Annotated in this window: 26 protein-coding genes and 1 tRNA gene; 8 read left to right on the forward strand and 19 right to left on the reverse strand. The window is 57.9% G+C overall.

Annotated elements, in window-relative coordinates; translation table 11 throughout:
* The first annotated feature begins 138 nt into the window (after nucleotides 1–138).
* From QZ079_RS02175 to QZ079_RS02195, 5 genes are all read left to right on the forward strand, one after another.
* A tRNA-Pro gene (locus tag QZ079_RS02175) sits at nucleotides 139–215 on the forward strand.
* A gap of 124 nt (nucleotides 216–339) precedes the next feature.
* Complete coding sequence (locus QZ079_RS02180; protein ID WP_297034516.1) at nucleotides 340–1,059, forward strand: CDP-alcohol phosphatidyltransferase family protein; 720 nt, start codon at nucleotides 340–342, stop codon at nucleotides 1,057–1,059.
* Nucleotides 1,060–1,153: 94 nt separating this feature from the next.
* Nucleotides 1,154–1,561, forward strand: coding sequence for an FHA domain-containing protein (locus QZ079_RS02185; protein ID WP_297034519.1), 408 nt, complete (start codon nucleotides 1,154–1,156; stop codon nucleotides 1,559–1,561).
* A gap of 2 nt (nucleotides 1,562–1,563) precedes the next feature.
* Nucleotides 1,564–2,466, forward strand: coding sequence for a MerR family transcriptional regulator (locus QZ079_RS02190; protein ID WP_291289403.1), 903 nt, complete (start codon nucleotides 1,564–1,566; stop codon nucleotides 2,464–2,466).
* Between the two features lie 9 nt (nucleotides 2,467–2,475).
* The gene (locus tag QZ079_RS02195; protein ID WP_291289402.1) at nucleotides 2,476–3,009 is read left to right on the forward strand and encodes an adenine phosphoribosyltransferase; all 534 of its coding nucleotides are present in this window, start codon (nucleotides 2,476–2,478) and stop codon (nucleotides 3,007–3,009) included.
* A 186-nt stretch (nucleotides 3,010–3,195) separates the two neighbouring features.
* Here the strand turns inward: QZ079_RS02195 and QZ079_RS02200 are convergent, their stop codons facing one another.
* Nucleotides 3,196–3,816, reverse strand: coding sequence for a DUF1836 domain-containing protein (locus tag QZ079_RS02200; protein WP_297034574.1), 621 nt, complete (start codon nucleotides 3,814–3,816; stop codon nucleotides 3,196–3,198).
* 192 nt (nucleotides 3,817–4,008) lie between these two features.
* Here QZ079_RS02200 and QZ079_RS02205 point away from each other — a divergent pair, with 192 nt between their 5' ends.
* Nucleotides 4,009–4,854: a DegV family protein gene (locus QZ079_RS02205; protein WP_297034524.1), complete on the forward strand. Its 846-nt coding sequence runs from the start codon at nucleotides 4,009–4,011 to the stop codon at nucleotides 4,852–4,854.
* A gap of 186 nt (nucleotides 4,855–5,040) precedes the next feature.
* On the opposite strand, the gene QZ079_RS02210 is transcribed toward QZ079_RS02205, so the two are convergent.
* The 5 genes from QZ079_RS02210 to QZ079_RS02230 form a co-directional block, all read right to left on the reverse strand.
* Nucleotides 5,041–5,982, reverse strand: coding sequence for an NAD(P)/FAD-dependent oxidoreductase (locus QZ079_RS02210; RefSeq protein WP_297034527.1), 942 nt, complete (start codon nucleotides 5,980–5,982; stop codon nucleotides 5,041–5,043).
* A 252-nt stretch (nucleotides 5,983–6,234) separates the two neighbouring features.
* Nucleotides 6,235–7,575 carry an NCS2 family permease gene (locus QZ079_RS02215; protein ID WP_297034529.1) on the reverse strand — a complete coding sequence of 447 codons (1,341 nt, stop codon included), beginning with the start codon at nucleotides 7,573–7,575 and terminating at the stop codon, nucleotides 6,235–6,237.
* Nucleotides 7,576–7,633: 58 nt separating this feature from the next.
* Nucleotides 7,634–8,077: a dUTP diphosphatase gene (dut, locus tag QZ079_RS02220; protein WP_297034532.1), complete on the reverse strand. Its 444-nt coding sequence runs from the start codon at nucleotides 8,075–8,077 to the stop codon at nucleotides 7,634–7,636.
* Between the two features lie 3 nt (nucleotides 8,078–8,080).
* Nucleotides 8,081–8,524, reverse strand: coding sequence for a transcriptional regulator NrdR (gene nrdR, locus QZ079_RS02225; protein ID WP_297034534.1), 444 nt, complete (start codon nucleotides 8,522–8,524; stop codon nucleotides 8,081–8,083).
* Between the two features lie 136 nt (nucleotides 8,525–8,660).
* Nucleotides 8,661–9,161 (reverse strand): LysM peptidoglycan-binding domain-containing protein, encoded by a 501-nt coding sequence (locus tag QZ079_RS02230; protein WP_297034537.1) that lies wholly within the window; start codon nucleotides 9,159–9,161, stop codon nucleotides 8,661–8,663.
* Between the two features lie 158 nt (nucleotides 9,162–9,319).
* Here QZ079_RS02230 and lexA point away from each other — a divergent pair, with 158 nt between their 5' ends.
* Together lexA and QZ079_RS02240 are read left to right on the forward strand one after the other, a co-directional pair.
* A complete protein-coding gene (gene lexA, locus QZ079_RS02235; protein WP_291289395.1) occupies nucleotides 9,320–9,958 on the forward strand; it encodes a transcriptional repressor LexA in 639 nt (212 codons plus the stop codon).
* Nucleotides 9,959–9,964: 6 nt separating this feature from the next.
* Entirely contained in the window at nucleotides 9,965–10,693 is a 729-nt protein-coding gene (locus QZ079_RS02240; protein ID WP_297034541.1) for a heparan-alpha-glucosaminide N-acetyltransferase, read from the forward strand.
* 119 nt (nucleotides 10,694–10,812) lie between these two features.
* Here the strand turns inward: QZ079_RS02240 and hflX are convergent, their stop codons facing one another.
* From hflX to QZ079_RS02305, 13 genes are all read right to left on the reverse strand, one after another.
* Nucleotides 10,813–12,114: a GTPase HflX gene (gene hflX, locus QZ079_RS02245; protein WP_297034544.1), complete on the reverse strand. Its 1,302-nt coding sequence runs from the start codon at nucleotides 12,112–12,114 to the stop codon at nucleotides 10,813–10,815.
* Nucleotides 12,111–13,034 carry a tRNA (adenosine(37)-N6)-dimethylallyltransferase MiaA gene (miaA, locus tag QZ079_RS02250; RefSeq protein WP_297034547.1) on the reverse strand — a complete coding sequence of 308 codons (924 nt, stop codon included), beginning with the start codon at nucleotides 13,032–13,034 and terminating at the stop codon, nucleotides 12,111–12,113. The genes hflX and miaA overlap by 4 nt, the downstream gene beginning before the upstream one ends.
* Nucleotides 13,031–14,401 (reverse strand): tRNA (N6-isopentenyl adenosine(37)-C2)-methylthiotransferase MiaB, encoded by a 1,371-nt coding sequence (gene miaB, locus QZ079_RS02255; protein WP_297034550.1) that lies wholly within the window; start codon nucleotides 14,399–14,401, stop codon nucleotides 13,031–13,033. Before miaB ends, miaA begins: the two co-directional genes overlap by 4 nt.
* Before the next feature lie 2 nt (nucleotides 14,402–14,403).
* On the reverse strand, nucleotides 14,404–14,724 hold the full coding sequence (locus QZ079_RS02260; protein WP_291289390.1) for a stage V sporulation protein S: 321 nt from the start codon (nucleotides 14,722–14,724) through the stop codon (nucleotides 14,404–14,406).
* 81 nt (nucleotides 14,725–14,805) lie between these two features.
* Nucleotides 14,806–15,888: an ATP-binding protein gene (locus QZ079_RS02265; RefSeq protein WP_297034554.1), complete on the reverse strand. Its 1,083-nt coding sequence runs from the start codon at nucleotides 15,886–15,888 to the stop codon at nucleotides 14,806–14,808.
* 9 nt (nucleotides 15,889–15,897) lie between these two features.
* On the reverse strand, nucleotides 15,898–17,451 hold the full coding sequence (gene rny / locus QZ079_RS02270) for a ribonuclease Y (RefSeq protein WP_297034557.1): 1,554 nt from the start codon (nucleotides 17,449–17,451) through the stop codon (nucleotides 15,898–15,900).
* Nucleotides 17,452–17,669: 218 nt separating this feature from the next.
* Nucleotides 17,670–18,275, reverse strand: a complete 606-nt coding sequence (locus tag QZ079_RS02275) for a regulatory protein RecX (RefSeq protein ID WP_297034559.1) — start codon at nucleotides 18,273–18,275, stop codon at nucleotides 17,670–17,672.
* Between the two features lie 128 nt (nucleotides 18,276–18,403).
* Nucleotides 18,404–19,510 carry a recombinase RecA gene (gene recA / locus QZ079_RS02280; protein WP_291289386.1) on the reverse strand — a complete coding sequence of 369 codons (1,107 nt, stop codon included), beginning with the start codon at nucleotides 19,508–19,510 and terminating at the stop codon, nucleotides 18,404–18,406.
* Between the two features lie 520 nt (nucleotides 19,511–20,030).
* On the reverse strand, nucleotides 20,031–20,528 hold the full coding sequence (locus tag QZ079_RS02285) for a CinA family protein (protein WP_297034562.1): 498 nt from the start codon (nucleotides 20,526–20,528) through the stop codon (nucleotides 20,031–20,033).
* A gap of 12 nt (nucleotides 20,529–20,540) precedes the next feature.
* The gene (gene pgsA / locus QZ079_RS02290) at nucleotides 20,541–21,167 is read right to left on the reverse strand and encodes a CDP-diacylglycerol--glycerol-3-phosphate 3-phosphatidyltransferase (RefSeq protein WP_297034565.1); all 627 of its coding nucleotides are present in this window, start codon (nucleotides 21,165–21,167) and stop codon (nucleotides 20,541–20,543) included.
* Nucleotides 21,168–21,177: 10 nt separating this feature from the next.
* Nucleotides 21,178–22,530 (reverse strand): 30S ribosomal protein S12 methylthiotransferase RimO, encoded by a 1,353-nt coding sequence (rimO, locus tag QZ079_RS02295; RefSeq protein ID WP_297034568.1) that lies wholly within the window; start codon nucleotides 22,528–22,530, stop codon nucleotides 21,178–21,180.
* Between the two features lie 45 nt (nucleotides 22,531–22,575).
* The gene (locus QZ079_RS02300) at nucleotides 22,576–23,073 is read right to left on the reverse strand and encodes a YajQ family cyclic di-GMP-binding protein (RefSeq protein ID WP_297034571.1); all 498 of its coding nucleotides are present in this window, start codon (nucleotides 23,071–23,073) and stop codon (nucleotides 22,576–22,578) included.
* A 31-nt stretch (nucleotides 23,074–23,104) separates the two neighbouring features.
* A partial coding sequence (locus QZ079_RS02305) for a RodZ domain-containing protein (RefSeq protein WP_366926424.1) occupies nucleotides 23,105–23,519 on the reverse strand: 415 nt, incomplete at its 5' end.

Consider the following 23,519-nt stretch of genomic DNA (forward strand, 5'->3'; position numbering starts at 1 on the left):
ACCCGTCCCCAGAGTGACGCCTCCGGCACAAACTAACCCGTCCCCAAAGTGACGCCTAAGATGTTGAAGAAATTAATGCTTGCATCTTGGGAGCGAGTTGAGTAAAGTATCTTTTGCTGTGCAGTGATGCACGGTTTGCGGGACGTGGCGCAGTTTGGTAGCGCACTTGACTGGGGGTCAAGGGGTCGCTGGTTCAAATCCAGTCGTCCCGACCAGAATGTTCGGGCGCCGGGGTGACTCGGCGCCTTTTTTATGTCGCATCGTCAGGGTTAGGCTGCTGGTTATCGGGTATCATCCATGACAGTTTGTAACCAAGGCTGCTATTGCTAGGGGAGAATTGTGGGATTTCGACGGAAGGTCAAGCGGGAACTCGTCGGTACATCGGAGTATCCCTCGAACCAGATCTTCACGGTCTCCAATTTCATTACCGCACTTCGCCTCGTTCTGACGTTCGTTTTTCTGTACCTGTTCGTGACAGACGTCAACCGCTATGTTTGCCTCGTCATCTACGCCGTTGCCGCGAGCACCGATTGGCTTGATGGCACCATCGCCCGTATGACCCACACCGTGAGCTGGCTCGGCAAGATGATGGATCCCATCGTCGACCGCGCGCTCCTCTTCACAGGCGTGCTCGGCCTCGTCGTGCGCCACGAACTCCCCATCTGGATCTGCATCGTCATCATCGCGCGCGACGTGTACCTGGCCATTGGCAACTCCATCGTGCATCGCTACCACAAGCGGCCTATCGACGTCGTCTATACCGGTAAGGCAGCGACCGCGCTGCTCATGAGCGGCTTCTCGTTCATGCTCCTCGGCCTTCCCCAAGTGCACGGTCTCAGGGTGTTAGGCGATGCCTCTGCGTTCTTTCCTGGCCTCGATGCCCAGCAGGTTCCGTTTGGCATCTTTCTCGTGTATCTCGGCGTCATCTTCTCGCTGCTCACTGCTGTGATCTACACTGTTAAAGGCTACCGCGCGGGCAAGCGCGCCATCGAGCATCCTGAAGAGGAAGATGAAGATTTCCTCAACCCGGAAATCGTGGAGGGCGACGACGCCTCCTAACGTCGCGGGCAGATTGCGCCCCGGTGGGGTAGAATAACAGTATCTTTGTGACGTACGGCCGGCTCTATCCGGCTTCTTGTGTGATGGGAGTACCATGGCAGATTCATCCATCGATTCTACGCGCGTGTTCCGCATCCCCATGGACGATGCCACGGCACCGGACCTCATGAAGAGCGCCCCTATCTCCAATCCCGTCCTTTCCATCATCAAAGGCCCTCAAACCGGCAACACCTTCGAGCTCACAGATACCGAGACCTCGATTGGCCGCGATCCGGCGAACACCATTTTCTTGAATGACATGACGGTCTCGCGCACGCATGCAAAAGTCGTACGCACGCCGTTCGGTACCTCCATTGAGGATCTGGGTTCGCTGAACGGCACCTGGGTCGATGGCGTCATCGTGAACTCCGCTCCGCTACACGACGGCTCGACCGTGCAAATCGGTACCTTCACGCTCATCTACCACGAAAGCAAGCCGGAGCGCATCGAGACTGGTGAGTAACCTTGGCCGAGCGCAGCTACCTCAGTATCGGCCAAGTCGTTAACCTCCTTCGCGGCACGTATCCCGACCTTTCTAACTCTAAGATTCGTTTCTTGGAGGATGAGGGACTCATCACGCCACACCGAACTCCTAAGGGATATCGCCAGTATTCCATGGACGACGTGGAGCGTCTTGAGGTCATCCTGCACCTGCAGAAGACGCGCTACATGCCTCTCAACGTCATCAAGCAGCGCCTCGAGGGAGCCGACGACCTCCATATGCTCGCCTACGAGGTCGGCCTGCTCTCCGATGTCCCCATGAAGGCGCAGCCGAAGGAGACCAAGCAGAAGCTCCATCCGCTCGAGGATATTCCGGATCTCTTAGGTGTGAGCATCTCGTTCGTGCGTTCGCTTGCGCAAAACGACTTAGTGCGCATCGTCAAGAGCCCTAAAAACCGCGAGCTCATCGACGGTAACGATTTCGAAATCATTCGCTTTTGCGACGAGCTCTCCCGATTCCATATCGAGCCGCGCAATCTGCGCCAATACGTCGTTTCCGCTAACCGCGAGTCAACGATGTTCGAACAGGTGCTCGTGGGCATGCTCGGCATGGACGATAGCGACGAAGACCGCAGTGCGAAACTTGAGCGTGCCTTCAAGAAGCTGCACGATCTCACCGATGGTTTGCACACTGCGCTGCTGAAGAACCGTGTCTTCGAATCACTCAACGCTGTGGTAAAAGACGCCGATGTCGATTCCATTGACGACGAGCTCGCTCGTGCCGAGGCTGCGCGTTCTGCGCATAAAGCTGAGGTCGCGCAGAGGGAGGCAGCCGCGCAGGTGAATGCGCGTCAGGCCTCCGATCAAAAACCCACTGGATCTAAAGCTGCTTCAGCGCCAGCTGCGAAACGACGTGCCAATAGATAGGGGAGAGCCATGGCTGCCTTCGATTTCGAATCCTACATCACCGATATTCCGGACTATCCCGAACCCGGTGTCATCTTCAAGGACATCACGCCGCTCTTTGCGAACGCCGAGGCGATGCATCGCGCGATCGATGCCATCGCGGCCGCGTACAAAGATGCCGGCATCACTAAGGTAATCGGTCCTGAGGCACGCGGCTTCATGGTGGGAGTGCCCGTGGCGCTCGAGCTCGGTGCTGGCTTTGTTCCGGCTCGTAAGCCCGGCAAGCTTCCGCGCGAGACCGTTTCTGTAAGCTATGAGCTCGAATACGGCACCGACACCCTCGAGATTCACGCCGACGCGCTCTGCCCCGGTGACCGGGTGCTCATCGTCGACGATCTTGTGGCCACGGGCGGCACCGCCGCTGCCACAGGCAAACTCGTCCGTGAGATGGGCGCCGAGCTTATTGGGTATGGCTGCATCCTCGAGCTCGCGTTCCTAAATCCTCGTCCGTTGCTTGAAGAGGGCGGAACCGTACCGTTTGTGAGTCTGGTGAAAGTCCAGTAATACTCTGCGGCAAGCGCATCGGGCTTTGGGGAATACGCTTGCGCGCATCGTGCTTTGTATGACGAGGGATACATACTAAACGGACGCTTGATCTATAAGTTCAGGCGTCCGTTTTCATATCTGGAGGGTTTCTCAAAGCTGTTGGCTGCTTAACCAGATAGCGATGTTCTTGCCGAAAACTGCTCGTTATTTGTCGCTATCCTCAAATCCAATGAAGTGTAGGTACCCGATCAGATACGCCTTCGCGGCAAACGCCGTCACGGCATTGCGAACGAGCAGAGACTCACGCGTGACCATGGATGCGGTGTCTGCGATGGGAGCAGCATCAAGCATGAAAGCCGTATGCACCGCGTTTTCTAGCTCGGTAGCAACGTAGTCGAAGGCGATGTCCACCAGATACGTGAGACGCTGGATGCGAAAGAGCGCCGAGATCGCCTGGATGGAGAGCACCTGTTTGAAGATGCAGATCACGATGAGCCGTGCGATGTGTTCACGGCCATATTGTTTCTTTACCGGTGCGGGAAGAAGCCCTGCCTTCACATAATTATTTACCATAGAGGGCGTGAGCAGCTCTCCATCGATGCAATCCCGAAACGGTTCAAGCGCCTGTTCGACAACGCCGATGACCTGGTCACGATACAGACTAACGCTTGAAAGCTCGTTATAGCGGGGGAGTCTGAACGCGGCCATGCGCTGAGCGACATCGGAGGTGAGATAGGCATCGGGCAGGATAGTAGGAGCAATATCCTCTTGAGTGATCGCCGCCGCGCCGTCCGTCATCGCGATAACCCGTTTATGTTGAACCATCACGTATGCACCCCGTTTCGCCTTGCACGTCCGCATCTCTTGCAATCTCATTGGAGATTTCCCGAGATGGGAGGCGTTTCGCATCATATCGTTTGAGATAGTGTATCATAATGTCTTGAAAACTACGTCAGCTAATTCTTTGGCGTGTTACTATACAAAGAACGGTACTGACCGCTATGAAAGGAACAGATCATGAGTTGGGCGATCGTCGCAGATTCGAGCTGTAATCTCCGTGGCTTCGAACCACAGACACCCGATTGCGTCTATCGGTTCGCTCCGCTCAAGATCAACGTCGCCGATGAAGAATTCATCGACGATGCATCGCTCGATGTCGCAGAGCTTAACCGTCGCGTTTCGGCTGAAGAGACCGCCTCGTCGAGTGCGTGCCCAAGTGTCGGTGAATGGGCAGATCTATTCCGGCAAGCCGATAACATCATTGCCATCACCATTTCTGCGAATCTTTCCGGCAGCTATGAAGCTGCGGTCATGGCGCGCGATATCGTACTTGAAGAGGGCGAGCGCAACATCTTCATCGTGAACTCCCGAGCCGCCGGCGGCAAGCTCGAGTTGCTTGCCATTGAGGTCGATAGGTATCTCGCCGCTCATCCCAAGGCGACGTTTAATGAGGTCACAGCCCATATCTGCGACCTCGAGCAGTCGTCTACCGTGCTGTTCTTGCTTTCCAGTTACGAAAACCTCGCCAAGGCGGGGCGTATGCCCAAGATGGCTGGTGTACTGGCGAACAAGCTTAAGATCCGCATTCTCGGCACTGCGAGCAGTGAGGGAACCATCAAGGTCGTGGGTCCGGCACGTTCGCAGAAAAAGGCGTTCGAGAAGATCGTCGGATGCATGAAGGGCGACGGCTATACCGGTGGACCGGTCTACATCGACCACGTGTTTAACGAGCGTGCCGCACAAGAGCTTTCCGATCGTATCCACCAAGATTGGCCGAATGCCGAGATCATCATCATGCCATGCGGCGGCCTCTGCTCGTATTATGCTGAGGAGGACGGCCTCATCATCGGCTACGGCTGGTAATTACACGTCACGTTGGGACGGGTTACAAAGTGACCTTATCAACACAGGCTTTCCCGTCTACACGGTGACGCGCTCCTAAAGTATGGAATCTATCTTCATGAAGAGAGGGAGTGCTTAGAACCAAGCGTCTAAGCGCTCCCATTCTTTATTAAGATAACAACTTTACATAAGATATATTATCGTAAATTAGTGACTGCTAAGATAGCGGTAGGCAGACATGCCAGCTATTGCTCCGTCTGCGGCAGCAGTGATGACCTGGCGAAGATGCTTGCTGCGCATATCGCCCGCGCAAAAGATTCCAGGCGTACGAGTAGCCATATCCTCATCGGTCACAACACCGCCGTCTGATCCAAGGTCGACGAAGCCCTCGACGAGTTTCGTAGCCGGGTTCGTTCCCGCGAAGACGAAAATACCGACCGAGCCTTCATCAAAGCTTTCCTCGTATACCTCACCAGTGCGGTTGTTCTTGAATTGAATGGTTGTTATCGCAGCATCACCATCGACGTGCGTAATTGACGTCTCGTAGCGCACCTGTACGTTCTCGCAGGCAAGCATACGGTCAACAACACCCTTGGGAGCCCTGAATTCATCGCGGCGAACCACCATCGTTACCTTGGTCGCGATCTTCGAGAGATACATCGCCTCCTCGCACGCTGCGGTGCCACCGCCGATAACGAACACCTCCTTGCCCCGATAGAACATACCGTCACAAGTGGCACAGTACGAGATGCCACGTCCAGTAAACCGATCTTCACCCTCAAATCCCACATGACGAGGGCTCGCTCCGGTAGCGACGATGACCACTTTGGCATGATAGGAATCGGGGTCGCCATGAACGATGAACGTCGCATCCGATGTACGTTCAATTGACGAAACCACACCGTAAGCATTCAAGACACCGAACTGCGCAGCATGGTCTTGGAGCTTCTGGCCGAATTCAAAGCCCGAGATGCTATCTATGCCAGGATAATTCTCGATGATATCGGTCGTTGCGATTTGTCCGCCCGGCATTCCTTGTTCGACGACGATGACGTTTAGACTGGCGCGCGCTGCATATATCGCCGCTGCATAGCCAGCCGGTCCGCCGCCGATGACGGCTACATCGAAGGGGGCAAGCTTGTCGTTCATGGATGCTCCTAACATTGATAACACCGTGTTAATGAGACCAGTACCCATTTGCTATATTCCGTAAACAGATATTTATTGAGGTACCTTATCTTATATCGAGAAATGATTGTTCAGCAGGAGGCGCTCCAAGACTATCGTTCAATGTTTTGGATCTGTTGCATCTATTCATCTGAAAAGAACGTGCCAGAGCTACGTTCGCAGCTCTGGCACGTCTCATCAATCTATACAGAATGTAGGTAATCCCCTACCGCATTACATGATGGTCATAAGGAAGTAGACCAGGAACGCGAGAGCTGCGATCCACATGAGAGGACGAATCTTCTTCACGTTGCCCGTGATGGTAGCCACGATGACATAAGTGATGAAGCCGAGACCGATACCATTCGAGATGGAGTAGGTGAACGGGATGCCCGCGATAATCATGAATGCCGGGAAAGCCTCGATGGGATCGGACCAATTGACGTCAACGACATCGCTCATCATGAGGAAGCCGACGAAAACGAGCGCGCCGCAGGTCGCAGCTTGCGGGATGCAGTTGATGAGCGGCGAGAAGAAGGCCGCGAGCAAGAAGAAGATACCCGCGACAATCGAGGTGAGGCCGGTGCGACCACCGTCGGAGGCGCCGGACGCGGACTCGACAAACGTCGTGATGGAGGACGCGCCGAGGAAGCCGCCGGCGATGGCAGCGGTGGAGTCCACGATGAGGATGGGCTTGATGTCCTCGACACGGCCGTCCTCGGTGAGGAAGTCACCCTGCTTGGCGACGGCCATGGCGGTGCCCATGGTGTCAAAGAAGTCGCTCATCATGAGCGAGAAGGCCATGAGCAGCAGCGTCGGAGTGGTGATGACCTGGATGATGCCCATGACGTCGGTGTTCGCGTCAGCCTGGAAGGGCGCGGCAAACGTAGCGAAATCGAGCGGTGCCACGATACCGGCGGGAAGCTGGGTCACGCCGAGCGGCACACCGATGACGGCGGAGATGATGATGCCCCAGAGCAGCGCACCCTTGACCTTCATGGAATACAGGATCACGGTGAGCACGATAGAGATGACACCCACCACGAAGGTGAAGTTGAGCACACCCTCCGCATCCACGATGGTACCGAGCGCGACGAGCGTGTCGGCGTTGGCAACGATGACGCCGCCGTCCTTGAGACCGATCATCGCGATGAAGAGGCCAAGACCGATCGAGATGCCGTGGCGCAGCGGAACCGGGATGGCGTCCATAATGGCCTCACGCAGGCCACAAAGCACGAGCAGCAAGATGGCGATGCCTTCGATGAAGATGACGGCCATCGCAGTCTGCCAGCCCACACCCATGCTAAGGCAGAGCGTGAAGGCGACAATGGAGTTAATGCCCATACCGGAAGCGCAGGCAAGCGGGCGGTTGGAGAACACGCCCATCGCGATCGTCATGATCGCGGCACCGAGGCAGGTCGCCGTCACCGCAGCGGTTTCCGGAATGCCCGCGGCCGAAAGAATGCTCGGGTTGACGATAATGATGTAGGCCATCGCCAGAAACGTCGTGAGGCCGGCGCGGACCTCGGTCACGGTTGAAGTACCGCGCTCCTGTAGCTTGAAGAACGAATCCATTTCTCCCCTTTTCTTCGGATTTCCTTCTCAGCCGATACTATGTGCTCGGAAGCCGCCCCTAGGCCGCTCCGCTTGAGCCGAACCCGCCAGCTCCCCTATCCGTCTCATCAAGCTCGTCCACTTCAACGAGCTGCACGGTGGGAACCTCTTGAATGACGAGCTGGGCGATGCGCTCGCCACGCTCGATATGGATGGCCTCGTGCGCATCGAGGTTGATGACGATAACCTTGAGCTCGCCGCGATAATGCGCATCGATGAGACCAGGGGTGTTCGCTATGGAAAGACCGCGCTTAAGTGCCATGCCGCTGCGTGGCTGAACGAAGCCTGCGAAACCTTCGGGTAGAGCAATCGCAAGGCCTGTCGGGATGAGGACGCGCTCGAGGGGCGGGATGTCCACCGTCTCGTTTGCACGAAGATCGAGACCAGCATCACCGGTATAGGCATATGAGGGAAGCTCGACGGAGGGATCGAGACGCTTGATCGAAACCTGAATCTGAGACATGTCCTACCTCAACTTTGCGAGTTCCTCGTTGAACTCATCGATATCTTTGAAATCGCGATAGACGGAGGCGAAGCGAATATAGGCAACCTTATCGAGCTTTTCGAGGCGCTTGAGTACCATGTCGCCGATATCGTGCGAAGTCACGTTGGTTAGCGTGCGACTGCGAAGCTCGAGTTCGATATCGTCGATAAGTGCATTGAGCCGCGATACATCGATATCGCGCTTCGAAGTTGCACGCATAAGACCCACGAGTAGCTTATTGCGGTCGAAAGGCTGTTTCGTCCCATCGCTCTTGATAACCTCGATGGGATCCTCGCACCGTTCGAACGTCGTGAATCGGTAACCGCAGGACCGGCATTCCCGACGGCGCCTGATTGCGTTGCTCGCCTCTTGCGTGCGTGAATCGATGACTCGAGTATCTGCTCCGCCGCACCGCGGACAACGCATGGCACCCTCCTTCGCGAATGGAACTTCACAAGGATAGCACGGATTGGGATTTACGACGAAAAAAGTTCAATATATAGTGCCCAAGACCGTTTCGGGTCATGCTCTCGAAACATATGTGAGGTGCGACTCGAGCAAATTAATTCAGAGCGGGAACAAGGAGCTCCATGCCGGGCTGCAGCGCCGACTGCTCAAGATCGTTCCACGTACGGATGAGATCGACGGACTGCTGCGTGGTAAGACCATCGACGCCATGCTCCTCGGCAATGTCCCAAAGCGTATCACCGGGAGCCACCGACACCGTCGTTCGCTCCGTCTCGACGAGCGCCCGTTCGAACGTGCGCGCTTCTGATCCAAGTACGGTAAAGAGCGCAGCCAGCACTACCGCGATCATCGCCACCGTCACGAATGCGAACGCAATGTTGCTAAATTGACGACGAGCACCATGTAGCGCTTGCGCCTGCGCAGGCTGAACGGTTCGCGATGACATATATAGGGGCTTCGTACTCTGCGTGCACGAGCGCGGTGAAGCGGGAAGCGTGAGGATCTCGGTCTCGTAAGCGTAGCATGCGGTTAGAGAATCGTTATGGGAATCGGAAAGCGCAAGATTGCCATCGATGAGAGCGAAATTCGAGTTCATGTGATCCCCTTTCTTGAAGTATGTCGCTTACGGTTATATCTCCGCGCCCGGACAAAAAAGTTCTGGCGTTAGAACGAGTGTTCGTATATCATTATCTTCGAACAGTTGTTCTTGTCAAGAGAAAATCGAACAATTGTTTGGAATATGAGGAGGAGCCGATGGCACGCAAGATTTCTAAGCGCCAGCAGCAGATCTACGATTTCATTCGCGAATATCAGCTTGAAAAAGGGTATCCGCCGAGCGTGCGCGAGATGGCAGCAGCCGTCGGCCTGTCATCTCCCTCCACGGTGCACGCTCATCTCAGTGCACTTGAAGAGCGCGGACTCATCAAGCGTGATGCGACCAAGCCCCGCGCGCTCGAGCTTTTCAACGAGGACGGCACCTCTGTCAACCTCGCAGAGGTCAAGGAATCACCTGATCGCGGCACGATCACGCTTCCGCTCGTTGGGCGCGTCGCCGCTGGTATGCCCATCCTTGCCGAGCAAAACGTTGAGGATTCCTTTACCGTCCCCACCGAGATCGCGACCGATTCCTCCTCGTTCGTCCTCGAGGTGCACGGCGACTCCATGATCAACGTCGGCATCTTCAATGGCGACTACCTCATCGTGCGCGAGCAACCGAACGCCATGAACGGCGAGATCGTCGTCGCTATGATCGACAACGAGGCCACAGTCAAGACCTTCTATAAAGAACGCGGCCGTGTCCGGCTCCAACCCGAGAACGACACCATGGAACCCATCTATGCGGATAACCCGCAGATCCTGGGTAAAGTCGTCGCCCTCATGCGCAGGTTCTAACCGGCTATGGAGGCTACCAGCACACCCGGGCGCGAACGTATCTGCTTGTTCGATACGCTGCGCGGATTCACCATCATATCAATGGTGCTCTTTCACGCAGCGTACGATGCTACCTATCTGTTCGGCTTCGATATCCCGTGGTTTAGTGACCCTGTTGCGCAGAACATCTGGCGGTGTTCCATCAGCTGGGTGTTCTTGCTGCTTGCCGGCTGGATGACGCAGCTTTCCAGAAACAACCTCAAACGTGCGGGAATCTATGGAGCGGCTGCGCTAACGGTGTTCCTCACGACCTCTATCGCAAACGTCGATACACCCGTTTCTTTCGGTATCTTGTTTTGCATGGCGGCGAGCACGCTTGTCTACGCGCTCGCCTCCCCTATCTTGGATCGCGTGCATCCCGCCCTCGGAGTCGGCATAGCGCTCGCTCTCTTCGCCCTCACCTATATGCTGCCCGAACAGCGCTATGACATCGAAGGGCTCGCATGGCTCGGCATTCCCAGCACAACGTTCGCCTCGGGCGATTACTACCCGCTCATGCCTTATGGGTTTCTCTATATGGCTGGAATGTATGCAGCGCGTCTCTTCGCACGCTACTCACCAGAAGGGTATCCCGCATGGATGCGCCGGAACTGGGTTCCTGTACTCAGTTCCGTCGGCCGTGCGAGCCTGGTCATCTATCTCATTCACCAACCACTGCTCATCTGCCTGTTTATGCTCATCACAAGCGCAGCATAAGCATTCGCAGTTCGGTAGGGCAAAGGCTGCCTTATCGCACATACAAGCGGACTCAAGCAGATTGATCGACTCAGCATCAATGATGCAGAATGCTCAATTGATTCAGCAAGGAGAACGTCTCACGCGGCCGTTGAGTCGTCCGCATACGCCATCAATCGTCCCGCGATGCGCGCCGGTACCTTGGCGACGATATGGACTGCGCTCGCTTCGAACTCCTCAACCATGACCTGGCCGAAATCGTGCACGAGCTTAAGTGCTGAACCCTCGCTATAGGGAATCGTCAGGTCGAGCATGCGGTCGGTCGCTGCGGCCTCTTCCGCGATACGCGAGACAAGTGCGTCGACACCCTCGCCGGTAAGCGCCGAAACGCAGACGGCGGCAGGAAAGATGCGGCGCAGATCCGCACGGCCAAAGGCGTCGACGCAATCCATCTTGTTAAGTACTACCACGGCAGGGGTCTGACCGGATCCGATCTCCTCAAGTACCGCATCGACGGCATCGAGCTGTCGCATGAGATTCTCATCGGAAGCATCCGCAACCTTGAGGATAAGGTCTGCCTCGCGTGCCTCGGTAAGCGTCGATTTGAATGCGTCGACGAGCCCGTGAGGGAGCTTCTGGATGAACCCGACAGTATCGGTGAGCGTCAGCTGGCGACCCCCGGGCAACCGATAGGAGCGCGTCGTGGGATCGAGCGTGGCGAAGAGCTTATCCTGGGCGAGGACATTCGACCCGGTAAGACGATTGAGCAGAGATGATTTCCCAGCATTCGTATAGCCGGCTAAAGCCACGCGGAACGCTGGCGACGAGACCCGCTCCTTCGACTGTACACGCCGCCTGCGTTCGACGGTCTCGAGTTCACGACGAACCGTGGCGATGCGATTGCGGATAAGGCGACGATCGACCTCGAGCTGGCTCTCGCCTTGACCGAACCTGCTGCCGATACCTCCGCGGGTCTGCTCCTTGGCGAGATGGCTCCACATGCCCCGTAACCGCGGTAGCAGATACTGAAGCTGCGCAAGCTGCACTTGCAACCTACCCTCACGGGTCTGCGCATGGAGTCCGAAAATATCAAGGATGAGCGCCGTGCGGTCGATGATCTTGACAGGCTCGCCAACGGCACGTTCGAGGTTCGTTTGCTGCGAAGGAGTAAGGTCGTCGTCGAAAATGACAACATCGATATCCAGGCGCTTCACAAGACCGCAGATCTCTTCAACTTTACCTGACCCGATGAACGTCTTAGGATACGGGCGCTCCAAGCGCTGCGTGACGCGCGCAACGCATACGGCACCGGCGGTATCGGCAAGGCGTTCGAGCTCATCGAGCGATCGCTCAACTGGCCAGGCGGTACCGCGCATTTCGACACCGACAAGCAGTGCCCGTTCAGGAGAAGGAGCAGTGGAAATGAAATCAAAGCGCGTCATGATCTGCCAATCGCATCCAAAATAAAGGTAGCGGCAGCATCCTCATCAAGTTCATCCATGGATATCCACGAGATGCGACCATCGCGCCTGAACCAGGAGAGCTGGCGCTTCGCATAGCGGCGAGAACGCATCTTGATAAGTTCAACCGCCTCATCCAAGGCAATCGTACCCTCAAGATATGCGATGAGCTCCTTGTAGCCGATCGCTTGACGCGCGGTGAGTGCAGGGGCAGCGCCGGCGTTCATGAGCCGCTCGACCTCATCGATGAGCCCTGCCGCGATCATCGCGTCGACCCGATCGTCGATACGCTGGTAGAGGCGTTCGCGCTCCATCGTCAATCCGAAATACACCGCTTCATAGCACGGACGCGGCGCAGAGAACGCAGCTTTTTGATCGGCATATGAAGTGCCCTCGTCGAGCATCTCGAGAGCCCGTATGACGCGTCGCACGTTATGCTCATGGATAACGTCGGCGCTTCGTGGATCGCGCGAGCGAAGCAGCTCATGCAAGGCATGCGAACCCGCTTCGTTGGCAAGGCGCTCATAGCGTACTCTCGCGTCGCTCTTCGTCTCACCTGCGGGAAAATCCATCTCATCGAGGGCGGCTCGTAGATACAGACCGGTGCCGCCGCAGAGGACAACAGGCTTTCCCAGGGCACGCAACCGCTCGATCTCGCACCGCGCATCCCGTTGGAACAGGGCAGCGGAATAGTTCACCGCAGGATCGACCAGATCGACAAGCCTGAGCGGCACAAGGCGCTCGTTGACCGGTGTCTTCGCGGTACCGATATCCATACCTCGATACACCTGCATGGCATCGACTGAAAGGACATCTGTGTCGAGCGCTCGCGCAACGCGATCCGCGACGGCGCTCTTGCCGACAGCGGTGGGGCCTACGATAGCGACAATCGACGCACTCATCGAGGATCGCCAGCGACCGTTCCGGAGAGATACCAGGTACGAGCAACATCGACGTCGACATCAACGATGTGCCCGACATACATGTCGAGCGATGCGCCCTCGGGAATGGGTGCGTGGACGGTTTGGTTCTTCGGACTCTTGCCCTGAAGGATGCGTGCATCCTTCTTGGAAGCGCCCTCGACGAGCACGGGCACCCGTTGTCCAAGTTCATGCTGGTTGAATGCGTATGCGGTGCCTTCGATAGCTTTAACAAGCCTATCGAAGCGCTCCTGGATGACCTCGCGCGGCGTGGAATCCTCGATCTTGGCCGCAGGCGTTCCCTCGCGGCGCGAGTAGATGAACGTGAAGGCTTGCGCGTAACCAACCTCTTCAGCAAGTGAAAGGGTCTGCTCGAAATCTTCTTCGGTCTCTCCTGGGAACCCGACGATGATATCGGTGGTAAGCGCGATGCCTGGGATGCGCTCGCGAACGGCGTCGACGAGCCGCAGGTAATCCTCACGCGAATAACGGCGGTTCATGAGCTTCAAGATGCGACTCGAACCAGACTGCACGGCGAGCTGCAGATGCGGCATGACGGCCGGCACCTCGGCCATGGTCTCGATCGTCTGCAACGAGAGATCTTTCGGATGCGAAGACGTGAAGCGGATGCGCTCGATGCCGGTCTCCCCCACCGCACGCAGCAGCTCAGCGAAGCGCGGCTCACCATGGACGTCGCGACCATACGAGTTGACGTTCTGTCCGAGGAGCGTTACCTCACGCACCCCGCAGCGCACAAGACCAGCTACTTCATCGACGATGGCGTCGAACGGACGGCTCTTCTCGCGTCCGCGTACATAAGGAACGATGCAGTACGTGCAGAAGTTATTGCAGCCTGTCATGATGGGCACCCACGCGTGGAACGGCTGCTCTCGATGCCAGGGAAGCGTTGTAGCTGCAGGCAGGTCGCCCTCCGCCGTGTCGATATGGCGCTCGTCGTCCTCGAAAGCCTGAGCCAGGAGCTCGTCCACATGCGCGATGGCTTGCGTGCCGAAGATGACGTCGACGTTGTCGATATGCGAAAGGAGTCGCTCGCCATCGCGTTGAGCAATGCAGCCGCCAACCGCGATCACACGCTTGCCAGATGGCGGTACGGGAAGGCTCTTGCATGAGGAGCACTGACCGTACAAACGCTGGTCTGCCGCCTCGCGCACGCAGCAGGTCATGAAGATAACGATATCCGCATCCGCGGGATCGGCAGCGAGAAAGCAGCCGAGGGAGTCGAGTAGACCCGAGACGCGCTCGGAGTCATGCAGGTTCATCTGGCAGCCGAACGTCCGGATGAAGTACGTCTTGCCCGCCAGGATGGACTGCGTGTCCTGATGGCTCATGGCTACTGCACCGCCGTCATATGGTTCGGATAATCGGGGGCGTCGACGCTATTGATGGAAAGCGCATGCACGAGCACGGCCAAGCGGATCGCAGTGCGGGACTCACCGTTGATAAGGATGTCCGAAAACGTCGGGGAACAAGAGATGTCGAGACCCGTAGGGATGAGAAAGCCGCGCGCGATGGCCATAGCCTTGATAGCTTGATTCACGGCGCCGGCCCCGACGCATTGCATGTTGACGGGAACGCCATCTTTGACCATGCCAGCTATGGCTCCGGCAACCGACGCGGGTGAGGATTTGCTCGACACTTTGAGATATTCCATGATGCTCCTGCGTGTATGGTTCGAAAATGCAGCTCTTTGACTTTACCCTATATAGGCAGGTAGAGCAAGCAATTCCAAAACCTATTCGACGTTTTGGATGGGAATCGTCACGGTGATGGCATCACGCGTGACGCGCACTTTCGGATCAGAGGAAAGGGTAAGGTAATAGCGCTCGGCGAGATCGGTGAAGTCACGTTCGACGGCGCGCGAGAAAGCATCGAGGTCGTCTGCCGCAATCTTGAGGCCGCGTCGATCGCGCGTAAGGTCCACGGCGGCAGGCGCATCCGCGGGGACGCGCTTGCGCATGAGGCGCGACGAAACGCTTCTCACCGGCTTGATAGCGCCGCTCAGGATTCGATGCGCCGTGCGCTCAGAGATCTGGATGCCAAGGCTATCGGCGATCCGCATAAAATCGGCGGCATCGGCTGCAAACCCGAGACGCGACACGATGGGAAGTGCGGTTTCGGAATCGATGAAGAGGAGCTGCTGAGTATCGAGAAGCCCCGAGGCGTGGGCATAGAGCGTCGCCGCGATCTCTGCCGGACTCCCAAGGTAAACCTCGCAGCCGGGCTGTTCTTCAAGGGCAAACTCGCAGGCGGTGCGGATGATGTTATGCGGCCCTTTGACGCACGTCCATACGCGGTTTTCATCACGGCGAGCATCGGGCCAAGTGGATTGATCGGCGCGCTCGGGCAAGCGATCGGTGTCGACGACGACACGAAACGACGACCCGAGCCCGGGAGCCGAAGCCATTACGCGGGCATCTTCAGCGTTTTCGCGAATCGAGTAGAGCGCCATACCGCGCCCGTGCACACCCCAGCGGTCCATCTTCATAGTCTCGAGTTTAGAGGTCACGCGGGCGTCGAAGATGCGCTCCTGCATATCGGCGGGGACGCCGCAGCCATTGTCGAGAAAGAGGAGGGTGCGCTCGCCCCCCTCTTTCATAGTTGAGATGTACATGGCGCTCGCATGCGCGTCGCGCGCATTGCGTAGCATCTCGGTTACGATGTCCTCGACATGCTGGATATCATGCTTCGCCTGACGACGTTCCGCCTCGGCGACGCGAAGACGGACGAAGCCCTCGCCGAGGTTCTCCTCGACGCGCAGGTTCCCTTCGCCCGTCATCGAAGCGATGAACGAAATGAGCTCGTTAGCCTCTGCCATGGCGTAAGGCTACTTCGCGATGTCCGTAGCGCGGCTCTCGCGGATCACGACCACGCGCACCTGACCGGGGTATTCCATCTCCTCCTCGATCTGGCGGGCGATGTCGTGGGCGAGCACGGTGGCCTGGGCGTCGGAGATCTTCTCGGGCTGCACCATGACGTGCACCTCGCGACCGGCCTGCATGGCGAACGTGCGCTCGACGCCCTCGTGCGCGTTGGCTATACCCTCAAGCTGCTCAAGGCGCTTCACGTAGTTCTCGAAGGACTCACGGCGAGCGCCCGGGCGGGAAGCCGAGACGGCGTCTGCGGCCATGACGAGCATGTCGAGAACCGTATTGGGCTCGACGTCGGCATGGTGGGCCTCGATGGCGTGGACGATCTCGGGCTTCTCACCGTAGCGGCGCGCTAGGTCGGCACCGATCACCGCGTGCGGGCCATCCACCTCGTGGTCGATAGCCTTGCCGAGGTCGTGCAGGAGGCCGGCACGGCGAGCGGGCACCGGGTCGAGCTCGAGCTCCGAGGCCATGATCCCAGAAAGCTCGGCGACCTCGATGGAGTGGTTGAGCACGTTCTGTCCGAACGACGTGCGATAACGCAGCGCGCCGAGTGTCTTGACAAGCTCGGGATGCAGGTCATGGAAACCGGTGTCGAACGCCGCCTGCTCGCCTGCCTCGCGCACACGTTGCTGGACGAGGTCGGACGCCTTCTTATACATCTCCTCGATGCGCGCGGGATGGATACGGCCGTCGGCGATAAGGTTCTCAAGCGCGACGCGAGCCGTCTCACGGCGCACCGGATCGAAGCTCGAGAGCACGACGGTCTCGGGCGTATCGTCGATGACGAGGTTGACGCCGGAAACCTGCTCGAAGGTGCGGATGTTGCGACCCTCGCGACCGATAATGCGACCCTTGAGGTCGTCTGAGGGGATATGAACAGACGTGACCGTGACCTCGGCGGTGTGGTCGGCAGCGCAGCGCTGAATTGCCGTAGAGAGGATCTTCTGTGCCGTCTTCTGGCATTCTGCTTTCACGCGCTGTTCGGAATCGCGGATGATCGTCGCAGCCTCATGCGTGACCTCACCGCGCACCTTGTCGAGGAGCTCGCGATGGGCGTCATCGCGCGTGAGCTCGGAGATGCGCTCGAGTTCTTTCGTCTGGCGATCGATGAGCTCATCGAGTTCGCGGCCGCGCTTCTCGACCTGACCAGCTTGGCTCGAAAGCTGATGCTCGCGCTTGTCGAGGGCGTCGTTGCGACGGTCGAGCGACTCTTCGCGCTGCATGATGCGGTTCTCGAGGGAACGGAGCTCGCGCTTGCGCTGCTTCTCCTCCGCCTCGGCCGCCTGCTTGTTCTGGATGATCTCTTCCTTGGCTTCGAGAAGGGCTTCCTTCTTGAGCGTCTCTGCCGCGCGTCGCGCATCGCCGATCACCTGGTCCGCCTCTTGGCGAGCAGACTCGATCTTCGAGTCGGCCTCGCGGAGGCTGCCGTTCTTCGCGTTGCGCATGGCGAGCACGGCAACGATGGCACCAACCAAGATGCCACCAACGATGCCGATGATAATCTCCATGCTAGGCTCCTCAATGTATAAGAATCATCATGATGCAGGGCGCGTAAAGCGCCCCCGACATTTGCAAGGTCTGAACACCCAATATGAAGTTATGCTATCAACACAGGCATCTCATCGAAGATGAGTGTGCATCACAAGACAAATGACAAGTTCATCGTACGTTTTTGTGAAGATGCTGTCAAATGTTCACTACATGCGCGAGACGGTTTCCGAAGGAATTACACGCTATCTTCGACATCGTCGAAATCTTCGGCGGAAGCAAGGCGCGAGCGAACGGCGTCCGCCGCGACCGCATAGGAAAAGCCCTTGCTCATGAGGTGCCGCACAAGGCGCTCGAAGGCGTTACGTTCTGGGATGGGCTTACGTGCCAGCAAGGCCGTCGCACGCGCACGGTCATCCTCGATCGAGAAGAACGCTTCGGGATACCCCTCTAAAGAAAACGGATCTGCACCGCGACGGCGAAGATCGGCCTCGATCTTGATTCTCCCCCATCCGCGTCGAATCCGCTCGTCGATATAGCTGCGAAGAAATCGCTCCTCATCGAGGAATCTGAGCTCCTGTGCTCGCTTCAAGGCATGCTCGATAGCACCTCGCCGAAATCCTGCTTGGTGGAGCTTTCGCTCAGCTTCATGGGCGCCATATTCCCTCCTGCCAAGCATTTCGGTGAGCGCAGAGAGGCAGAGGTTCTTCTCGAGCTCATCAAGCAGTCGAGTCGCTTGGTCGTAGGGGCAGGGAAGCTCGGGAAGGTCGCGTTCGAATGCACGCGCGACGCGTGGCGGAACCCAGTGGGTGCGCGTATCGGAAACGCCCCCGCCTCTCTCCAAATCAAATATGACCTGGGCGCGCGGACGCATGCTGCCTATCGAAGACGGGAAGGCGCCTTCCTTACGCGTTGGATACGCAACCTCTATCGCTGTAACAGACTGCTCCATAGATCAAATGACCGCACATACTACTTTGCAGACGCCGCCGTTGCGTCGACCTCATCCTCGATAATCGCATCCCCGGTAGGTTCATCGGAGAAATCGAGACCGCAGGCGACGCGCACGCGATGCTCGATCTCGTCGCTTAAGTCGGGATGCATCTTGAGGAAATCTTTGGCGGCCTCGCGGCCTTGACCGAGGCGCTCTGAATCGTAGGTGTACCAAGCACCCGATTTCTTCACAACGCCGTAGTCGACGCCCATATCGAGGATTGATCCCTCTTTCGAGATACCGGTGCCGTACATGATGTCGAACTCCGCCGTTTTGAAGGGAGCGGCAACCTTGTTCTTGACGACCTTGCACCGCACACGGTTGCCGACGATGTCGTCTTTGACCTTGATGCTCTCGATGCGACGGATCTCGATGCGCACCGATGAGAAGAACTTGAGCGCACGGCCGCCCGTGGTGGTTTCGGGGTTGCCGAACATGACGCCGATCTTCTCGCGCAGCTGGTTGATGAAGATGCACGTCGTATTGGATTTTGAGAGGGAGCCGGCAAGTTTGCGCAGCGCCTGGCTCATGAGACGCGCCTGCAGACCGACCGACGAATCGCCGATCTCGCCCTCGATCTCGGCACGGGGAACGAGCGCAGCTACAGAGTCGATGACGACGGCGTCGATGGCACCGGAGCGGACGAGCATATCGCAGATCTCGAGCGCTTGCTCACCGGTATCGGGTTGCGAGATGAGCACCTCATCGATATCGACACCGATGCGCGCTGCATAAGCGGGATCGAGCGCATGCTCCGCATCGATGAACGCGACGATGCCGCCGGCGGCTTGCGCCTCGGCAAGGATCTCCAACGAAAGCGTCGTCTTTCCGGAGGATTCGGGGCCGTAGATCTCGATGATGCGCCCGCGAGGAACGCCACCGATACCGAGTGCGGCATCGAGCGAGAGCGCGCCGGTTGGGATAGCCTCAATCTCCATCTCCGGGCCGCCATCGCCGAAACGCATGATGGAACCGCTGCCAAACTTCTTCTCGATCTCGGCCTTGGTAGCCTCGATCATCTTATCGCGCTCCTCGCCAAAGGTGCGCTCGTGAATGGTCTTGACCGGGCCGGAACTCTTAGCCATGGAATCCTCCTCTTAGGTTGCCATATGCATAATACGCGAACAGCTGTTCGCAGTCAAGCTTGATACCGAAATGCTACCGCGCCAACCTTGCAGATTCCCAGCACCCCTCTCGCACGAACCTTGTCACAATCTAAAACGCTCCTGTCAGTTTTCCAGGAAGCTGCGAAAACATACCCCCAGGTATGCTTCAACCCAGTAACCAGTAAGAACCACTACGCTCATTTCAACAAAGAAACACCATGCATTCTTATAGTGCTAGACCGCTCCCGTGGCGCCGTCTTGGTCTCAGCATCCGATTCGCTTCGCTCACGAAGGATGCTGAGACCAAGACGGCGCCACGGGAGCTCCGGAAACGAATATGCACGTGATTCTGCGTAGATAGTGTGCGCGGTTAGCAATAGGCATGATCGAGCCTCAACAAAGTGCCCCGTCCTAAGGCGTTTCCTTTCGAAGCCCTTCGTGAGCGAAGCGAATCGGGCTTCGAAAGGAAACGCCTTAGGACGGGGCAAAGTGCAGAAAGCTATCCCTCTTCTACCACATTCAGCAGCATTTTAAGTGCATGCAAACAAGCCGCCTGGCGTACGTCCTCGCGCGTCCCTTCAAACCTGCAGCACTCCGTGTGTACCCCGCGATCACTCGCGAGACCGAAATAGACGGTGCCCACGGGATCTTCCTCCGTGCCGCCTCCAGGTCCCGCGTAGCCCGTCGTGCTCACCGCGAGCGTGCTCCCGAATACCCTGCGTGCACCTTCAGCCATCTCGGAGGCACATGGAACGGAAACAGCGGTGAAGTGCTCGAGCGTATGCAACGATACGCCAAGGACGGCATGCTTGATCTCATCGACATAGGTTACCGCTCCGCCGCGAAGCACATTAGAGGCACCGGGAATGTCGGCGATCGTCGATGAGACGAGCCCCGCCGTGCAAGACTCAGCAGTGGAGAGCGTTACCCCGCGCTCACAGCAGAGACGCACGAGCTCACTCGCCGCCTCTTCCGCAGCCTGAACAGCACAGGTCATGGATGCCTCCTCTTACGAGAAGAAGACGTCGCGGCCGTTCCAGAAATACTGCACGCCCGAGACGACGGTGAGAACCACCGCCAAAATAATGAGCACGTGTGCGGCGATGACAAGGTACGCGGCAAGATAGACGCCTCCGACAGACGCGATCGCGATGGCGATGAAGTAGCCGCAAAGCGCGATCATCGTGACCGCAGTCTTCCATTTGCCAAGGGTATCGGCTGCGATGACGACGCCCTTCGCTCCAGCGACCATGCGAAGCGCGCTCACGAGGAACTCACGCAGCAAGATGATGAAGACGACCCATACGCCCACGAACTCCTGCTCGAGCAAGATGAGCAACGCAGAGAACACGAGAAGCTTATCGGCGATGGGGTCAAGGAACTTGCCGAAATCCGTGATTTCATTGCGCGACCGCGCGAGATAACCATCGAGCTTGTCCGTCAGGCTCAAGAGAATATACAGGATGCACGCTGCCGGGGCGAGCACGGGGTCGTAGAGCGCGCCGGCCTGGATGCACGAGAGCTCGGCGAGCACCATGAACACCGGTATGAATACGATGCGCACGCAGGTGACGATATTTGCCGGCGTCCAAACGCTCGGCGCGCCCTCATCCCTATTCTTGGTTTCTGGATCCATGTGTCCCTCGCTATTCCACGACATAACCGACGAGCTCGTAGCAGAAGCTGTCAGTAAACTCGACCTCAACGATATCACCAACGGTGGCCTCAGTGGCATCGAGATGCACCGCACCATCGGAATCCGGAGCCTGGAACCATGCATGCCCGATGAGCTCAGGTCCTTCGTCCGTCTCTTCGATGCCGTCGACGATCACCTCAGCGCGCTCCCCTACATGCGAGGCAGTCGCCGCGAACCCGAGCGATTCAGCCAGATCCATCGCGGCCTGGGTGCGTTCAAGTTTTTCGACATCATCGATCTGGCCGTCCATCTTCTCGGCGCGTGTTCCCTCTTCAGGAGAAAAGGCGAAGACGCTCGTATAGTCGAAGCCAGTACGATCCATGAAGGCGAGCATCTGCTCATGCTCCTCATACGTCTCACCCGGGAACGCGACAAGATAGGTCGTGCGGATGATCATGCCGGGTATCTCGCGACGCAAGCGCTGGAAAAGCGCCTTGAGCTCGTCCTCGGAACCGGAGCGGTTCATGGCCTTCAGAACGCGCGCGCTGCAATGCTGGATGGGGATATCGATATAGGGCAGAACCTCAGGGGTATCACGGATCGCGGCGATAAGCTCGTCCGTCATCCCTTCGGGCTGAAGATAGAGTACACGCACCCAGACACGCTCTGGGCGAACGGCATGAGCGACGGCAACAAGGAGTTGCGCGAGGTTGCCTGGGCCGGCGACGGATTCATCAAAGTCCTCGCCCCAGATGCCGGTGTCCTGCCCAATGAGCACGATCTCTCGCACACCTGCGGCGACGAGGTCGCAAACCTCCGCTTTGATCTCTTCCCAAGGGCGGCTGTGGTAGCGCCCGCGGATGTAGGGAATGGCGCAGAAGCTGCAGAAGCGGTCGCAGCCATCGGAGATCTTCACATATGCGACGGCGCATTCCACCGTGCGCTTCACCTGAGGCACAAGCGGCGCTTCCACGCGCTCGCACCCGAGTACACGATCGACGACGGCCACGATACCGTCCTCCTCATCAGTGCGGACGAACGCAGCGACCTCGGGAAGCTCGCTTGGAAGATCCTCTCCGTAGCGTGAGGGAACGCAGCCGCACATCACGATCTTGAGGTTGCGCACCCCCGTGGCAGCCTCCTCGGCAAGAGCGAGGGTTGCCTCAACGCTCTCCTCGGTGGCAGAAGCCAAAAAGGAGCACGTATTCACAATGGCGACATCGGCATCTTCGACATCGTATGCTTCCTCGTAGCCCGCAGAGAGCAGAAGCGAGCGCATGCGGTCGGTATCGACCTCGTTCTTAGCGCAACCGAGGGTGATGAAGTAGATGGCGCCAAGACTATCGGTGATGTTCTCGGACATGAGTGCCTTTCTTGTACAGCTCGCGTGCAGCGCGGAATGCGCGCGTTAGCGGTAGTTCGTGAACTGGAGCGGCAAACCGTAATCGGCATCGCGAAGGTAACCAATAACCTCCTGGAGCGTATCCTTCGATGCCGAGATGACGCGCAGCTTGTCGGATTCGATCTGGATCTTGCACTTGAGCTTGAGCGCTTTGACATCGCGGTTGATCTTCTTTGCCGTCTCCTGGTCGATGCCGTTGACGATATGGCCGACGACGCGCACGAAGCCGCCCGATGCTGCCTGCGGGGTATCCCACGAAAGCGCTTTGATATCGATGCCTCGCTTGATGAGCTTCGAATTGAGGACGTCGGTGATCTGGCGAACGACGAAATCCGCGGGAGCGGTGATCGTGATGGTGCGATCGCCCTTTGAAAGCTCGACGGTAGAGCCTGAATCCTTCAGGTCGTAGCGCTGAGCGATCTCGCGCGCGGTCTGCTGGTAGGCGTTATCGACCTCCTGCATATCGACTTCTGAAACGATGTCGAAACTCGATTCCTTGGCCATGATTCCTCCTTGATCGTCTGCGGTGCGCTCACTAGGCGGTAGCGCTGGCGCTGTCTTCATCGGTTCCCGCTTCCCCATCCGTCGCGGGGGTCTCCGGCTGCGGCGCGGTGATCGTCACCTTAGCGACCCCGGCGGTCCGGGTATCCCAGCTCACCTCTTCGCCGTTATGCGTCACGGTCACATCGGCCGGACTGCTCACGGTGATCTCGATCGATTCCTCGACGGTATATTCCTTGTCGAAAGGCCCGATAACGTTGTCGGCAAAGATAGAGACGCCGTCGAGCTTGATCTCTACCCACGACGTGCTGCCCTCGGACACGGAGATGCCGACGATGGTCTCCTCCGGTTCTGCCGGGGTGGCCGCGTCGGTTGCAGGCGAGGCGGGCGACGCGGTATCGGTAGCATCCGCTGTGTCCGCAGTCTCGTGGCTCGCAGGCGATGTCGCC

It is taken from the genome of uncultured Enorma sp., assembly GCA_905210055.1.
In the GTDB taxonomy this organism is placed as follows: Bacteria; Actinomycetota; Coriobacteriia; order Coriobacteriales; family Coriobacteriaceae; genus Enorma.

Coding starts and splice junctions, on each gene's coding strand:
- pgsA (WP_297034565.1), bottom strand. CDS start 21,167: ATGGATCCAGAAACCAAGAATAGGGATGAGGGCGCGCCGAGCGTTTGG.
- rimO (WP_297034568.1), bottom strand. CDS start 22,530: ATGTCCGAGAACATCACCGATAGTCTTGGCGCCATCTACTTCATCACC.
- QZ079_RS02205 (WP_297034524.1), top strand. CDS start 4,009: ATGAGTTGGGCGATCGTCGCAGATTCGAGCTGTAATCTCCGTGGCTTC.
- hflX (WP_297034544.1), bottom strand. CDS start 12,114: ATGACGCGCTTTGATTTCATTTCCACTGCTCCTTCTCCTGAACGGGCA.
- QZ079_RS02195 (WP_291289402.1), top strand. CDS start 2,476: ATGGCTGCCTTCGATTTCGAATCCTACATCACCGATATTCCGGACTAT.
- QZ079_RS02300 (WP_297034571.1), bottom strand. CDS start 23,073: ATGGCCAAGGAATCGAGTTTCGACATCGTTTCAGAAGTCGATATGCAG.
- QZ079_RS02215 (WP_297034529.1), bottom strand. CDS start 7,575: ATGGATTCGTTCTTCAAGCTACAGGAGCGCGGTACTTCAACCGTGACC.
- lexA (WP_291289395.1), top strand. CDS start 9,320: ATGGCACGCAAGATTTCTAAGCGCCAGCAGCAGATCTACGATTTCATT.
- dut (WP_297034532.1), bottom strand. CDS start 8,077: ATGTCTCAGATTCAGGTTTCGATCAAGCGTCTCGATCCCTCCGTCGAG.
- QZ079_RS02230 (WP_297034537.1), bottom strand. CDS start 9,161: ATGAACTCGAATTTCGCTCTCATCGATGGCAATCTTGCGCTTTCCGAT.
- recA (WP_291289386.1), bottom strand. CDS start 19,510: ATGGCTAAGAGTTCCGGCCCGGTCAAGACCATTCACGAGCGCACCTTT.
- miaA (WP_297034547.1), bottom strand. CDS start 13,034: ATGAGTGCGTCGATTGTCGCTATCGTAGGCCCCACCGCTGTCGGCAAG.
- QZ079_RS02285 (WP_297034562.1), bottom strand. CDS start 20,528: ATGACCTGTGCTGTTCAGGCTGCGGAAGAGGCGGCGAGTGAGCTCGTG.
- QZ079_RS02210 (WP_297034527.1), bottom strand. CDS start 5,982: ATGAACGACAAGCTTGCCCCCTTCGATGTAGCCGTCATCGGCGGCGGA.
- QZ079_RS02260 (WP_291289390.1), bottom strand. CDS start 14,724: ATGGAATATCTCAAAGTGTCGAGCAAATCCTCACCCGCGTCGGTTGCC.
- QZ079_RS02265 (WP_297034554.1), bottom strand. CDS start 15,888: ATGGCAGAGGCTAACGAGCTCATTTCGTTCATCGCTTCGATGACGGGC.
- nrdR (WP_297034534.1), bottom strand. CDS start 8,524: ATGCGTTGTCCGCGGTGCGGCGGAGCAGATACTCGAGTCATCGATTCA.
- rny (WP_297034557.1), bottom strand. CDS start 17,451: ATGGAGATTATCATCGGCATCGTTGGTGGCATCTTGGTTGGTGCCATC.
- QZ079_RS02200 (WP_297034574.1), bottom strand. CDS start 3,816: ATGGTTCAACATAAACGGGTTATCGCGATGACGGACGGCGCGGCGGCG.
- QZ079_RS02185 (WP_297034519.1), top strand. CDS start 1,154: ATGGCAGATTCATCCATCGATTCTACGCGCGTGTTCCGCATCCCCATG.
- miaB (WP_297034550.1), bottom strand. CDS start 14,401: ATGAGCCATCAGGACACGCAGTCCATCCTGGCGGGCAAGACGTACTTC.
- QZ079_RS02240 (WP_297034541.1), top strand. CDS start 9,965: ATGGAGGCTACCAGCACACCCGGGCGCGAACGTATCTGCTTGTTCGAT.